This window comes from Clostridium sp. AM58-1XD (assembly GCF_003464085.1).
Classification (GTDB): Bacteria; Bacillota; Clostridia; order Lachnospirales; family Lachnospiraceae; genus Lachnoclostridium_A.
In genome coordinates, this window is the sequence record NZ_QSDR01000005.1 from 90,033 (window position 1) to 104,594 (window position 14,562).

Annotated in this window: 14 protein-coding genes and 1 other RNA gene; 12 read left to right on the plus strand and 3 right to left on the minus strand. The window is 47.3% G+C overall.

All coding sequences use genetic code 11. The features are described 5' to 3' along the window. Positions 1-162: 162 nt before the first annotated feature. From DXA13_RS04215 to DXA13_RS04225, 3 genes are read right to left on the minus strand one after another with little or no spacing between them, the layout of a single operon-like run. Positions 163-1,098, minus strand: a complete 936-nt coding sequence (locus tag DXA13_RS04215) for a transketolase C-terminal domain-containing protein (RefSeq protein ID WP_118242061.1) — start codon at positions 1,096-1,098, stop codon at positions 163-165. Continuing rightward, the gene (locus DXA13_RS04220; RefSeq protein WP_118242062.1) at positions 1,098-1,925 is read right to left on the minus strand and encodes a transketolase; all 828 of its coding nucleotides are present in this window, start codon (positions 1,923-1,925) and stop codon (positions 1,098-1,100) included. Before DXA13_RS04220 ends, DXA13_RS04215 begins: the two co-directional genes overlap by 1 nt. Positions 1,926-1,951: 26 nt before the next feature. Then, a complete protein-coding gene (locus DXA13_RS04225) occupies positions 1,952-2,593 on the minus strand; it encodes a GntR family transcriptional regulator (protein WP_118242063.1) in 642 nt (213 codons plus the stop codon). Between the two features lie 342 nt (positions 2,594-2,935). On the opposite strand from DXA13_RS04225, the gene DXA13_RS04230 reads away from it, so the two are divergent. The 12 genes from DXA13_RS04230 to rnpB all read left to right on the plus strand — a co-directional run bounded on the left by DXA13_RS04230 (position 2,936) and on the right by rnpB (position 14,525). Continuing rightward, positions 2,936-4,426 carry a fucose isomerase gene (locus tag DXA13_RS04230; RefSeq protein WP_118242064.1) on the plus strand — a complete coding sequence of 497 codons (1,491 nt, stop codon included), beginning with the start codon at positions 2,936-2,938 and terminating at the stop codon, positions 4,424-4,426. Positions 4,427-4,478: 52 nt separating this feature from the next. Then, positions 4,479-5,573, plus strand: coding sequence for a TRAP transporter substrate-binding protein (locus DXA13_RS04235; RefSeq protein WP_118242065.1), 1,095 nt, complete (start codon positions 4,479-4,481; stop codon positions 5,571-5,573). A gap of 169 nt (positions 5,574-5,742) precedes the next feature. Further along, on the plus strand, positions 5,743-6,216 hold the full coding sequence (locus DXA13_RS04240; RefSeq protein WP_118242066.1) for a TRAP transporter small permease: 474 nt from the start codon (positions 5,743-5,745) through the stop codon (positions 6,214-6,216). Then, positions 6,203-7,498 (plus strand): TRAP transporter large permease, encoded by a 1,296-nt coding sequence (locus DXA13_RS04245; protein WP_118242067.1) that lies wholly within the window; start codon positions 6,203-6,205, stop codon positions 7,496-7,498. The genes DXA13_RS04240 and DXA13_RS04245 overlap by 14 nt, the downstream gene beginning before the upstream one ends. A gap of 45 nt (positions 7,499-7,543) precedes the next feature. Further along, positions 7,544-8,557: an NAD-dependent epimerase/dehydratase family protein gene (locus tag DXA13_RS04250; protein ID WP_118242068.1), complete on the plus strand. Its 1,014-nt coding sequence runs from the start codon at positions 7,544-7,546 to the stop codon at positions 8,555-8,557. 16 nt (positions 8,558-8,573) lie between these two features. Next, on the plus strand, positions 8,574-9,038 hold the full coding sequence (gene rpiB / locus DXA13_RS04255) for a ribose 5-phosphate isomerase B (RefSeq protein ID WP_118242069.1): 465 nt from the start codon (positions 8,574-8,576) through the stop codon (positions 9,036-9,038). 15 nt (positions 9,039-9,053) lie between these two features. Continuing rightward, positions 9,054-10,460 (plus strand): L-fucose isomerase, encoded by a 1,407-nt coding sequence (locus DXA13_RS04260; RefSeq protein WP_118242070.1) that lies wholly within the window; start codon positions 9,054-9,056, stop codon positions 10,458-10,460. A gap of 59 nt (positions 10,461-10,519) precedes the next feature. Then, positions 10,520-11,113, plus strand: coding sequence for a hypothetical protein (locus DXA13_RS04265; protein ID WP_147347985.1), 594 nt, complete (start codon positions 10,520-10,522; stop codon positions 11,111-11,113). A 17-nt stretch (positions 11,114-11,130) separates the two neighbouring features. Next, on the plus strand, positions 11,131-11,730 hold the full coding sequence (locus DXA13_RS20715) for a hypothetical protein (protein ID WP_147347986.1): 600 nt from the start codon (positions 11,131-11,133) through the stop codon (positions 11,728-11,730). Then, positions 11,703-11,918 carry a hypothetical protein gene (locus DXA13_RS04270; RefSeq protein WP_243008971.1) on the plus strand — a complete coding sequence of 72 codons (216 nt, stop codon included), beginning with the start codon at positions 11,703-11,705 and terminating at the stop codon, positions 11,916-11,918. The genes DXA13_RS20715 and DXA13_RS04270 overlap by 28 nt, the downstream gene beginning before the upstream one ends. A 242-nt stretch (positions 11,919-12,160) precedes the next feature. After that, positions 12,161-14,065, plus strand: a complete 1,905-nt coding sequence (locus DXA13_RS04275) for a complex I subunit 5 family protein (protein WP_243008965.1) — start codon at positions 12,161-12,163, stop codon at positions 14,063-14,065. Positions 14,066-14,175: 110 nt separating this feature from the next. After that, an RNA gene (gene rnpB / locus DXA13_RS04280) (RNase P RNA component class A) lies at positions 14,176-14,525 on the plus strand. The last annotated feature ends 37 nt before the right edge of the window (positions 14,526-14,562 follow it).

The following is a 14,562-nucleotide window of genomic DNA, read 5'->3' on the forward strand; positions in this document are numbered from 1 at the left end:
CCCAATACAGTATAAAATGGGAGGCTGCGAACCAGCGTTAGCTAGGTTTGCAGCCTCCCATTTTTTATTTTCCAGGAAAGACCTTGTTCTTATATAGGGAAGAGCGTCTTATAAAATCTTTGCCGTCCTCCCTTCATGAACGGAATTGGACCGATCAAAAAATTACTTTCTGGAAACTGCCTTCTCTGCGGCAGCAGCAACTGCGTCTGCATCCAGACCGTATTTTTTCAGAAGATCGGCGTATGGGCCGGATTCTCCATGGCGGTCCTGCATTCCAATCATCTCTGTTGGAACGGCACAGCCGGCTTTTGCCAGAACCTCGGCAACAGCTCCGCCAAGTCCGCCGATAACGCTGTGTTCTTCAGCGGTGACGATTGCGCCCGTTTCCCTGGCGCATTTTTCGATTAATTCTGCGTCGATCGGCTTAATGCAGTACATGTCCACAACTCTTGCATGGATTCCTTTCGCTGCAAGAGCTTCGGCGGCAGCGATCGCTGTGCTTACCATAAGGCCGCATGCGATAATGGTTACGTCAGTACCTTCTCTTACAACCATGCCTTTGCCGATTTCAAATTCTGCTCCTTCCGGATGACAGTCAGGCGCTGCATCTCTGGAAAGGCGGATATACATAGGGGCGTCTACTTCGATGGCTGTCTTAACCATCCAGTCTGTAATCCCGGCATCGGAAGCTACCATAACAGTAACTCCTGGAAGGGTTCTCATCAGGGCGATGTCTTCTAATGCATGGTGGGTAGCGCCGTCGAAAGCGTCGGACAGACCGCCGTAGCCGCCCATCATCTTGATATTCAGTCCGGAGTAAGACATGAAAGTTCTTGCAGCAAGGGAACCGAGAGTAGTAAGGAATACGGCGAATGTATTCACAAACGGAATCTTGCCGCTCTTAGCCATACCAGCAGCCATGCCCATCATTGCATACTCAGAAATACCGCAGTTGTAAAAACGGTCCGGGAATTCCTTTCCGAAAACTGCAGATTTTGTAGAACCGGATACGTCTGCATCCAACACAACAATGTTTTCATTGGTTGCACCGTATTTTGTAATTGTCTCTCCATATACGTCGCGAATCGCTTTAGCCATTACTGTGCACCTCCTAATTCTTTCATCGCTGCTTCGTAGTGTTCGTCCTTAATCGGAGCTCCATGCCATGTGTTTTTGCCTTCCATGAAGGAAACGCCCTTGCCTTTGACGGTTTTTGCCAGGATAATGCTCGGGACACCCTTGACAGACTTTGCAGCAGCAATAGCAGCGCTGATCGCCGCACAGTCGTGTCCGTCACATACAACCGTATTGTAGCCGAAAGCTTTGAACTTTAAAGCGATGTCACCCATAGGCATGATTTCATCAGAAGTACCGTCAAGCTGTACGCCGTTCCAGTCGAGGATCGTAATCAGCCTGTCGGCTTTGAACTTGGAAGCGTTCATGCAAGTCTCCCATACGACACCTTCGTTGATTTCACCATCGCCTAAGATCGCATATGTATAGGCGTCAATACCGTCATGCATGTCAGAAAGGGCAATACCAAGAGCAAATGGATAGCCTGCGCCTAAAGGACCGGTAGAAGCTTCTACACCAGGCGTTTCCTTAGAACATGGATGTCCCTGAAGGCGGCTGTTGATCTGGCGGAGAGTCTTCATCTCTTCTTCCGGGAAGAATCCTTTTTCTGCAAGATTTAAATACAGCATGGGAGCTGCATGTCCCTTGCACAGAATGATTTTGTCCCGGCTTCTGTCATCGATATTTTCCGGGGTCACATTTGCCTCGTTAAAGTATAGTGTGGTTAGAATCTCACAAACGGAGAGAGAGCCACCTGGATGTCCTGTCTGGATGCCATGCAATGTCTCGATCAGATTTTTTCTGAACTTGAGACAAAGAGCATCCAACTCCTGTTTCTTTTCGTTGGTCATTTCGAAAATCTCCTTTCAATAAAAAATTATATAGTGTGGTCAAAAAAATATAAGAACGCCTTTTTGCGAGCGTTTTCCGTATGTATGGTTACCTGGGATACGATCTCGGATTCGGAACGCTGAAGCAGAGCATTAATAATGGAAACATGCTCTTCGATAACAGGAGAATTGGTGTCAATATTAAAGAGAATATTCCGGATTCTTGTCTCATGGTCCTGAACGATCCGAAATGTGTTCTCGATAAACAGGTTGTTGATATAAGGCACCACGGACGAGTGCAGCTCCAGGTCCAGGTTATTGTAGTAAATTTCCTGTTCATGGCTGCTCATGTGATCAGGGGGATTCAGAAGCCTCCATCTCATATCCAGAAGCTTTTCATCCTCGATCTTTCCGCAGGCCCGCTTGAAAAGCTGTGGCTCCAGCATGATCCTGGTATCAAAAATCTGTTCCAGAAGATGAAAGGTAACAGGGGCTACGAGAATACTCTTTCGGGGATGGATCTCAATGAACCCTTCGTGATGGAGGGTCTGAAAGGCTTCCCGAATAGGAGTGCGGCTGACAGACAGCTTTTCCTGAAATACCTTTTCGGAAAGCTCTTCTGAGGGCTTCAACTTACCAGAAACAATCTGCTCTTTAATTATATCATAAGCATAATCCGTTTTCGACATGATGTAATATCCTTCTTCTGTTTAATTGGAAAGAGTGTAATATATCACAGATATAAAGCAATCCATATACCAAGTAATCTTAAAATGAATCCTCTATAAGTATAGCGATTGATGGAGATAAAATCAATAAAAATATAAAAAAAAACATGAAAAAAAGTGAGATTTTAATGCGATAAAAATTTTTGAAAATGACAATATTCGTCAATATGCACAAAAAAATACGAAAATATAGTGAAAAATTGACAATTGTGGGGGGGGGGGATTATGATATATTAGATACATAAATATTACAGATATGACGAAAGTACTACGGCAAAAGTGGCATGTTAGAAAGGCGATTTTATGGAAAAAAATTATCCGGAAATCAGATTAGGACTGGTAATGAGCAGCAGAAACAATTTTTCTGAACAATTATCCGCCGATTCCGCAGCTGATTTGAAACAATTTACGGCAAATGAAAAGATGGATGTTTCCGTTTGCCCGATTCTTGTGGAAAGGGAAAATAATATCTCTGATATATTAGACTTCCTGAGAAGAGAGAAATGCAATGCATTGGCAGTTGTATTGGGGAATTTTGGAGCGGAGACGCCGGAGACAATCCTGGCGGAACGTTTTGACGGCCCGGTGATGTTTGCAGGGGTAACAGAAGAATGCGATGAACGGATGTATGATTCCAGGAGGGATTCCTACTGTGGTATGCTTAACTGTTCCTATAATCTGGGGATTCGGGGGCAGAAGGCATATATTCCCAGATATCCGGTGGGAACATGCGAAGGTATCGTAAAGGCGATGAAAAAATTCCTTCCGGTGGCAAGAGCCGTCGTAGGGCTGAAGGCTTTAAAAATTATCTCATTCGGGCCGAGACCAGACGATTTTGTCGCATGTAATGCACCGATTAACGGGCTATACCGGCTGGGAGTGGCAATTCAGGAGAACTCCGAGCTGGATCTGCTGCTGGCATTTAACCGCCATGAAGGAGATAAGAGGATTCCGGCTGTTGCAGAGGATATGGCCAGGGAATTGGGCAGCGATAAGTATAAAGAGACTCTTCCTGCTATGGCCCAGTATGAACTGACCCTTTTAGACTGGATGGAAGAAAACAAGGGAGACAGAAAATATGTGGTATTTGCAAATAAATGCTGGCCGGCATTTCAGCAGGCGTTCCGCTTCCTCCCTTGTTATGTGCACGGCCGACTGGCAGGAAAGGGGATTCCGGTAGCCTGTGAGACCGATATTTACGGGGCATTATCAGAGTTTATAGGCCTGTGCGCCGGAGAAAAACCGGTTACGCTGATGGATATTAATAACGCCGTTCCCGATGACATTTATAAAAAGGTGCAGGAAGATGGTTACCCATATCGTCAGGGAGAACTATTTATGGCGTTCCACTGCGGAAACACAAATTCCTGTTATCTGATCCGGCCTGAGCTTAAATATAAACTGAACAGAAAAGACCCATATGCGCCTGAAACAGGAAAGGAGTTAAACAGAGGGACATTAGAGGGGCGGATGATACCAGGGCCGTCTTCGGTTTTCCGCCTTCATGGAGCTCCTGACGGAAGCCTGCTGTCCTATGTGGTAAGTGGAGAAATCCTCCCTGTAGAAGTAAATACTTATGGAAATTACGGTTTGATTGGGGTAAGAGAGATGGAACGGTTTTACCGGTATGTGCTGCTGGATAAACACTTTCCACATCATGCGGCAATTACATTTGAGGATTGCTCAGAAGCGGTTTATGACATATTTGAATATCTGGATATTCCCTATATCGGGTATAACCAGCCAGCCAGTATTCATTATGCAAAGGAAAATCCATTTTATAAGGATGTGTAAAAGGGAGTCTTTCGCATATGAGAAATAAAAAAATTACTTATGGAGGTAAAAAATGAAAAAAGTATTAGCAACGTTACTTGCAGTGGGGCTTGCAGCATCTTGCGTGGGATGTGGGGGCTCACCAAAGACGGAGACAACGGCTGCTCCGGCAGCAACAGAGGCTGCGAAGGAGACAGAAGCAGCAGAGGAGAAGGGAACGGATACTACAGAAGCGGCAGCCAGCGGAGATGTGATCACTCTTTCCATCTGTGACAGCCAGCCGGCCAGCTCCTTATTGGGACAGGCCATCGGAACCTCTTTTGCAGACGCCCTGGCAGATTTATCCGGAGGAACCATGCAGGTTCAGTATTACCCGGCGGCGCAGCTTGGCAACGGAACGACATGCATGCAGATGGTTCAGTTAGGTACTCTTGATATGTACCGCTGTGATGCATCCGCATTATATGACTATGGCATCGCCAGCATGGCAGTCCCATCCCTTCCTTACATTTTCAGAGACAGACAGCATGCGATCGAAGTAGCGCATAGTGAAATCGGCGATAAGCTTCTTCAGGACATTACAGATTCCGGGACTGGCTTTGTAGGCGTAGGCTGGCTGGTTGATACGCCACGCGCGTTCTTTACGGCGAAGAAGGAAATTAAGACGTTAGCAGACTTAAAGGGGCTGAAGATGAGAAGCGTGGAAGCGAACCTGTACCTGGATTATAAGGCGGCACTTGGCATGAATCCGACACCTTTGGCATTCTCTGAAGTTTATACTTCTCTGTCTACAGGCGTTATCGATGCAGCTGCAAATACGCTGGATTCTTTCGTTTCCAACAAGCTGTACGAAGTATGTAAGTACTTTGTAATGAACAATGGTATGATTCCGGCTTATCCGGTTGTTATTTCTGAAAAGACATGGGCTAAGCTGAATGACGAGCAGAAGGGCTGGGTATTGGAAGCATGGCAGACGGCAGGCGATTATTTTGCTAAGGAAGGCGATGCTTTAATGGAAGATCAGATCGCTTTTTGTGAAGAACATGGCGTAACTTTCTGTTACCCGGAAGACGAAGACGCATGGAAAGAAGCTTGTAAGAACGTTACCGCTGAGTACGGCGAAGGCTTTGAAGATATGATCGCAGAGATTGAAAAAGTAGGTCAGTAGTTACAGTAGTCTGACGGTTTTGACAAATCATGATCAGACGGCCGGAAGGGATGCTGCAATGCTGAAATCGATTGCAGATTCAGTCATGGGGCATCCCCCGGTTTTAAGTACCCCCGAAACGCAGCCGTATTTGCGCTGCGTCAGATTCTAAAGGAATGGGTGATTAAAGGTGAAAACAATTCAGAAAATATATGACATCATTTTTAAACTGGTAGAAGGAGTTGCCGTTGTTTTCATGTGGGGCATGGTATGCATTGTGGCATACAGTGTATTTATGCGCTATGTGCTGCATAATGCACCGCGATGGGGAGATGAACTGGCGCTTCTGTGTATGGTATGGTTCGGATTTTTAAGTGCGGCCGTTGCGTTAAAAGAGGACCGCCATATCCGCATCAATTTTTGGGGAATGTTCCTTTCTAAGAAAATGCACAAGGGTCTGGAGCTGATCGTACATGGAATCGGCCTTGTAGCTCTTTTAGTGTTCTTTAAATACAGTGTACATCTGGTTGGTCTTGCAGGAATGACAAAAATGACAGGTTCCCGTCTGCCCCTTTCTTATTTATATATGGCAGAGCCGGTAGGAATCGGGATGCTCATTGTAGCGATGATAGGAAGGATAGGTGATATAATTGCAAATCGATAGTGTAGCAGTCGCTTTATTATTGGGGATTTTCTTCGGTCTGCTCTTAGCGGGAGTACATATTTTCCTGGCAGTTATGGCTGCGTCCCTTGTTACGTGTTTTTATATCGGAGTAGATTTACAGACGATGACTATGCAGGTTATTAAGGGGATGAATGTGTATTCTCTGATGGCAGTTCCTTTCTTTATTCTTGCTGGTGAGGTAATGGGCGCCGGAGGAATTACAGACCGGCTGGTCGGGCTTTCCAAAAGCTTGGTAGGATGGATTCGAGGAAGCTTGGCACACGTGAATATCGTTGCCAGCTTATTTTTTGGCTCAATTTCCGGTTCTTCTGCCGCAGATACGGCTTCGATCGGCTCTATGATGATTCCTATGATGGAAAGAGACGGATATGACACAGACTTTTCCACCTGCGTTACAATGGCAAGTTCTGTAGAAGGCATGCTGATTCCGCCAAGCCACAACATGGTACTGTTTGCTCTGGCGGCAGGCAACGTATCGATTGCAAGGCTTTTCATGGCAGGCATTGTACCAGGCTTCGTGCTGGCATTTGTCCTTTGCGTGTACAGCTATATTGTAGCGATTAAGAGAAATTATCCAAAGGGAGAAAAATTCAACCTGAAGGTGGCCTTCCAGTGCTTTGTAAAAGCTCTCCCGGGGCTGGGAACGGTGCTTATTGTGGTAGTAGGCGTTCTTGGCGGCATCTTTACTGCAACGGAAGCTGCGGCATTTGCAGTCGTATATGCATTGATTGTGGGTATTTTCATTTACAGGGAAATCAAGCTCAGGGATATCCCGAAGATATTTGCAAAAGCCTTAAAGACAAGTGCGATTATTCTGATTCTCATCGGACTTTCCAACTGCTTCAGCTGGCTGGTTACCTATATGAATGTGGCGACCTATGTGACGGAACTTATTATGTCCATAACCAATAACACGGTTGTGATTCTTCTTATGATAAACGTTTTCCTTCTGATCTGCGGAATGGTAATGGATATGGCGGCTATTATTCTGATCGTTACACCGATCCTTCTTCCGATCGTTACCAATCTTGGGATGGAGCCATGCCACTTCTGTGCTATGCTCATTTTAAATCTGGGTATCGGACTGATTACACCGCCGGTAGGAAATACCTTGTTTATCGGAAGCGCCATTTCCGGACGTACCGTAGGACAGCTTTCTAAAGCGATGATTCCGTTTTACATCATGATGGGAATTGCGCTGGTTTTGATTACTTATATTCCTCAGATTTCCACATTCCTGCCAAATCTGTTAGGAACGTGATGAATCCGATTCGAATAAGAACATGATAGGGAAGGGGATGGAGCTGTGAACTTATTAATTATTGGAGGAACCGGTGTTATCAGCAGGGAAATTGTAAACCAGGCTGTAAAAGCGGGCCATAAGGTTACAATCTTTAACCGTGGCAGCAAAAAGTGTGAGGTACCGCCAGAAGTGACTGTAATAAATGGGGATCGGAATGACAAAGGGGATTTTAAGGCAAAAATGGCGTCTGCTGCCGCAGATACGGTGATCGACATGACCTGTTTTGATCGAGAGGCTGCCGAACAGACTGTGGAGGTATTTGGAAATCAGGTGAAGCAGATTATTGTCACCTCCAGCATTGCCGCTTATGACAGGCCGTACAAGAGCTATCCGATCCGGGAAGACGAGGAATGCCTGGATACAAAGAGGGAATTCACCTATGGATTCCAGAAGGCAGAGGCAGAGCGGTATCTTGTGTCCCGGATGGGAAAAGTAAATGCGGCAATTACCATTATCCGTCCTTCTCTGACGTTTGGCCCCGGGGCTGCGAACTTCGGCATTCTTCGCCAGAATCGAAATGTGGTGAGAAGGATACGGGAAGGAAAGCCGGTGGTGATGATTGGGGAAGGTGTGATTCCCTGGAGTTTTACCTTTGTACAGGATTTGGCAGAGGGATTCCTTTTAAGCTGCGGCAATGAAAAAACGTATAATGACTGTTTCCACGTTACGAATACGGAGATTGTAATGTGGGAGGATCTGTACAAGGCTGTAGGAGAAGCTGTGGGAAGAGAGCCGAAATTCGTATATGTGCCAACAGTGCTTCTGCGGGAGATGCTTCCTTCCGTATGTGCTCATCTGAATTTTGAAAAAGTACATTTTTCTGTGTTCTCGATGGATAAATTTAAAAAGGCGGTTCCGGAATATGAGCCGAAGGTAAGGCTTGTGGACGGAGTGAAGGAGCTTGTGGACTGGTGGGAAGAAACAGATTTCCCGTATGATGAAGAAAGGGACAGGCTAGAGGACGAAATTTGCAGGTGTTATCAGGAATTCAGAGATAAGCTGGTAAAGCTCATCTGAAAAATGGAGGATAGAAGTGAGAGGAGATTTTGATCCGAAAGCTCCGGTAATTATTGGCTGTGACCATGGCGGAGTGCGGTTGAAGAAAAGTATTGAGAAATATTTAGATGAGCAGGGAATTGCATATCAGGATATCGGAACAGATACGGAAGAGGTCGTCCGCTATCCATACTATGCAAAGGAAGTGGCAGAGAGGATTTTAAGCGGAGAGTTCCAGAGAGGCATTTTGATATGCAGCACAGGCGTCGGGATGTCGATGATGGCAAATCGATATCCTGGAATCAGGGCCAGCCTGGTGGAGAACTGTTATGCGGCGAGAACGGCGAGGGAACATACGGATGCCAATGTCCTCTGCCTGGGCGGTAAGATTCTCGGTGATTTCCTGGCCCTAGAGATACTGGATGAATGGCTGAATGCCAGATTTATCGGAGGCCGCCATAATATCAGTCTGGATTTAATAGAAGAATTTGAAAAAAAATGATGAAGGAGGCAGAAGATGTCGAAAATTCGTGTTGGTATTTTATCGTTTTCTGACGGCAGGGCAAGCGTCCATGAAGATCTATCCGGATATATTGCAGACTGTTCGTTAAGGATTCGGACAGCTTTGGAAAAGACGGGAGAGGTCATTATATGCGGGAGTGACCGTACCGTTTCCGGAAACGGTCAGGCAAGGGAATATGCCCTGGAATTAAAGGCAGAGCTGCCGGATGCGGTCATATTTAATGTACCTGTATTTGCATTTCCGAATTTTTCGCTGATTGCGGCCAGCGTACTGAAGCTACCGGTGCTTGTGATATCCAATGTTAACGGAGGACTACCCGGACTTGGCGGTCTGCAGGCAGCCAGCAGCCTGATGCGGCAGTGCGGCTATTATTGCGAAAAGGTATGGGGAGATATTGAGGACCAAAATGTGCTGGCGCGGTGCATGCATTTTCTGCGGGCAGCTCACGCGGTTACAGATATGGCCGGGCAGACCTTTGGACTGATTGGCGGACGGAGTATCGGCATGGGTTCGGGGACTGCTTCTGCCGACCGGTGGCAGCAGGTGTTCGGTGTGGATATCGACCATATGGATCAATCGGAAATTTTAAGAAGGGCGGAACTGGTTCCGGAAGACAAGGTAGAACGGGCGGCACAATGGCTGAAAGACAGAGTGAGCATCGCTTACGATTCCGATAAGCTGACGGAGGAATCCCTAAGACAGCAGATCCGTCATTATTATGCGACAAAAGACATTTGTGAGGAAAAGGACTATGCTTTTGTGGGAGTGAAATGCCATTATGAATTAAGCGCATATTACTGTACGCAATGTCTGGCTGCCGCATTTTTCAATGACCCCTATGATTGGGACGGACCGAAGGAAACAAGGGTATTTACATGTGAAGCGGACGCTGAGGGCGGACTTACTATGCAGGTGATGAAGGAGATTTCCGGTCTGCCGGTGATTTTCTCCGATTTCCGTTATTACAGCAAGAAGAAAAATCTATTTTATTTCTGTAATTGCGGCGCAATGGCAACCTGGTATGCAGGACAGAGCAGCGTGCCGGAGGAAAATTTAAAGAAGGTTACGTTAAAGCCGATTATCCCTAAGTATGCCGGAAAAGGCTGTCATGTGGAATATATTGCGGCAGGCGGACAGATGACATTTGGGAGGATTACCCATACAGACGGTAAATTTGTGTTTTCCGTATTTACGGGGCAGGCAAAGGAAATGCCGGAAAGCATGCTGAAGGCAACGTGTGAACAGTGGCCTCATATGTTTGTAGAGCCGGATGTCTCTTATGAGAAGGTGATTGAGTCTTATGACTGCAACCACATTCATGGAGTTCTGGGGAATTATGTGGAAGAGATCCGCTACTTCTGCGAGATGAAGGGAATTGAATTTAACTACATACATGAATGAACGGTCTGCGATTATGATGTATGTACGGAAGCAGCTCAGGCGTGGAGAATAAAAAGAATATGAAGAAGAGAAACATACAGCTGATTTTATTTTCGGAGACAAAGATGCGGGAGGATGTCTATCAAGCCCGCAGAGAGATCCAGGAGCGGGAGCTTAAAAAGCATTTGGATAGGCTCTCAGAGATATTTGATGTAGATTATGTAGATAAATGTGAAATCAGAAGTAAGCGGCAGGGGCTTGAAATTGCAAAGAAGGTCAACAAAGGCGCAGGGCCGGTTATCCTATACATTCCTATTTTTATAAATCCTTCTATTGTGGCCCATACGGCAAAGGCAATCAATAAGCCGATGGCCCTGGTGGGAAACCAGGCCAAGGACAGTTTGAGCCAGCTGGGATTTCTGGCGGCGGCAGGAGCTATGGACCAGATCGGCGTGGAGTATAAACGAATTCCATATGACGGCGGTGAAGAAGAGGCGGTCAGGGAGCTGACTTCCTGGGCCAACGCTGCAAACGCTATCGAGGAGCTGAACGGACAGACCTCGGATGTATCGGAGGAAGAAGCCTGGGGATCAGCACAGGAACAGCGGATCTGGCTCTGTGGGAAAAGATCTTCGGAGTCGATATCGAGCACATCGACCAGTTCGAAATTGTAAACAGGGGAGCCGGGATTTTGGATGAGGCAATCGATGGCTGCGTCCGTTTTATTGAAGAGAAATACGGCAGGGTCGAGTATGACGAGAGCAGGAATTTTTCCAGAGAACATTTGAAAAAAATGGCGGCCAGTTATCTGGCGACCAGGAGCATTATCGATGCATACGAACTGGATTTTATCGGTATCAAATGTCAGACAGAACTGAGCAACCACTATTGCCTTCAGTGCCTGAACGTTCAGATGATGAATGACCCTTATGACGCAGACGGAAGAAAATGTCCGGTGGCATGCAGCTGCGAGGCGGATGCAGACGGCGCGTTGTCCATGCAGATACTGAAGTTAATATCAGGCGGCAGGCCTACGGCTCTGCAGGATATCGCTCAGATTACGCCTGAGCGCTTTGTGTTGGCAAACTGCGGTTCCATGGCTTCTTACTTTGCGGCTTTATCAGAGAATTCGGAGGAAAATTTGAAGGAAGTTCACCTTATGCCCCATGGCTTTGGGATGGCAGGAGGCGCTGCAACGCAGTTGTATGCGGGGCAGGGACGTTTACATATATGCGTCTGTTCAGAAAGAACGACCAGTATGAAATGGCTTTCTTTACAGGAAATACGGTGAAGGAGGACAGGGAAAAGATTAAGGAATACTCTCCTTACAGGCCGACATCCTTTGTAGAGCACCACGTAGACTTAAATGAATTTATGAAAGTGTACAGCTCAAATCACATTCATTGTGTGGAGGGCGATTATACCGCCGACCTGGAAGAGTTCTGCAGGATGAAAGGAATCAGGTATTATCATCTGTAAAAATCTATACCCCGAACCATATGCGGGCTGTTGTGAGTGCCATGCGCCAGTAATTTTTTAGGAGGACAAAGGCGCAAAGCAATTTCTATCAGCTGCATTTGGTTCGGGGATTTCCGGTTTTACAGGGTAATCGGAAGACGATAGAGGCATAATAGGAAAAAAAGAATTGTAAAAGAGAAGGGGATATATTAAAATGTAACGTAAGATGATAGAAGAAACGCGGAAAAGACAGGGGGAGAAACATGGGGGACTACAGGATAGCATGGGCCGTTTTCTGGCCGTTTGCGGCGGCTGTGATCAGCTATATCATAGGAAAATATGACAAGGCCTGGAGAAATCATTTCGCCTCGGCGGCTATGGTAATGGAGTTTACATGGCTGCTGTTTCTCTATCCTCATGGAAGCACGGCAGAATTTACGTGGGCCGGATTCTGCGAAGGCGGAATTTATCTGAAAGCGGACGGATTCCGCTGGCTCTATGGGATGATCGCAGCATTTATGTGGATGATGACGACCCTGTTTTCTGAGGAGTATTTCAGGCATTACAGAAACAGGAACAGGTACTACTTTTTTATGCTGATGACATGCGCAGCTACGATCGGCGTGTTCCTGAGCAGCAATCTGTTTACTACCTTCCTGTTTTTTGAGATTATGAGCATGACATCTTTTGTGATGGTCATACATGAAGAAACTAAGATGGCTAAAAAAGCCGCAGGAACGTATCTGGCAATCGCCGTGATCGGAGGTCTGAGCGCTCTGTTTGGACTCTTTATGATATATGCAAAAATCGGAACGCTGGATATGGGGCAGATCGGAATGCTGGCGGATAAAATCGGAAGAGGACCTCTTTTCTATACCGCCGGAATTCTGATTCTCGTGGGATTTGGGGCAAAGGCCGGCATGTACCCGCTGCACGTGTGGCTCCCCAATGCCCATCCGGTAGCTCCGGCTCCCGCAAGCGCCCTTCTGTCAGGAATTCTGACGAAGGCCGGCATGTTCGGTGTTCTCGTTATCAGCAGTACCATGTTCTTTCATGACGTCCAGTGGGGGCGGATGATTCTGGTGCTGGGAACCATAACGATGGTGCTGGGAGCTGTTTTGGCTGTATTTACCATGGATTTGAAACGAACGCTGGCATGCTCATCCATGTCCCAGATCGGTTTTATCCTGGTGGGCGTGGGGATGCAGGGCCTTCTGGGAGAACACAATGCGCTGGCGGTGAGAGGAACCCTTCTGCATATGGTGAATCATTCTCTGATCAAGCTGGTGCTGTTTATGGCAGCAGGCTGTATCTATATGAACCTTCACAAGCTGAATTTAAATGACATCAGAGGATACGGCAGGGGAAAACCCTTTCTGACAGCCGTATTCGCCATGGGGACGCTGGGGATTATGGGTATTCCGCTGTGGAACGGATACGTCAGCAAGACGCTGCTTCACGAGAGTATTGTGGAATATATTGCAATGGCGGGGGAGCGCGGATGGAATACGGCGCCCTACCACGTGCTGGAATGGCTGTTCCTGACGGCAGGCGGGCTTACGGTAGCTTATATGACGAAGCTGTTTATCGCCATATTTATTGAAAAGCCGGCAGGCGGGCAGGAATGCGGCAGGGAAAAGGCCGCTTACATCAATATGGAAAGCAGGATTGCCCTCGGCTTGTCAGCGGCCTTGCTTCCTGCCCTGGGAATGCTGCCCGGTCTGACGATGGACAGGATTGCCGATCTTGGACAGGGATTTATGGGCGGAATAAGCCCGGAACACCAGGTGGCCTATTTTTCAGCGGTAAATCTGAAGGGCGCCGTGATCAGCATGGTGATCGGCAGCATCGTATATATCGTAGTGATCCGCGGCATGCTGATGGAACGGGCAGAAGATGGGACCATGATATATGTGGAACGATGGCCTGCGCGACTTGATCTGGAGGAAACCGTCTACCGCCCGGTAGTTCTGAGATTTTTGCCGTTCTGGGGAGCATTTTTTGCCCGCGTTGTCAACGCGCTGTGTGAAGGTGGACTGACGATTATTCTCAAACGGAAAGAGCGGATGAGAACGGTGCGGCCGAAGGAGGATACGGGATTTTTCGAAGGGACACAGGCGGTGAAAATCCTCACATGGTGCGGTCTACCATGGAATACAGCTTCCTGACGTTTGGTCTGGGCCTCGTTCTGATGATCGCATATGTCCTCTTTTTCTGAGCCTGTCTGGACAAAAAAAGAATTTCATGATATAATGCCCGAAGGTTTGAAAGAACCGTTTGAGTAAGACAGATGGTCGCTGCCGCAGAGGCCGAAAGGCTGCGGGAGAGGAAAGTCCGGGCTTCACAGGGCAGGATGCCAGATAACGTCTGGCGGAGGCGACTCCAGGGATAGTGCAACAGAAATAAACCGCACAGCGTAAGCTGTGTAAGGGTGGAAAGGCAGTGTAAGAGACTACCGCCCGACTGGTAACAGGCGGGGCATATGTAAACCCCATTTGAAGCAAGGCCGAACAGGGAGCACAGGGCGGCCCGTCCGCTCCGGGTAGGCTGCTTGAGGCCGGCGGTGACGCCGGTCCTAGATAGATGACCATCCAACGACATAACCCGGCTTATCGTCTTACTCGAACATTATAAGGATTGAATAAGAAGAAGTGTGCAGAGGCAT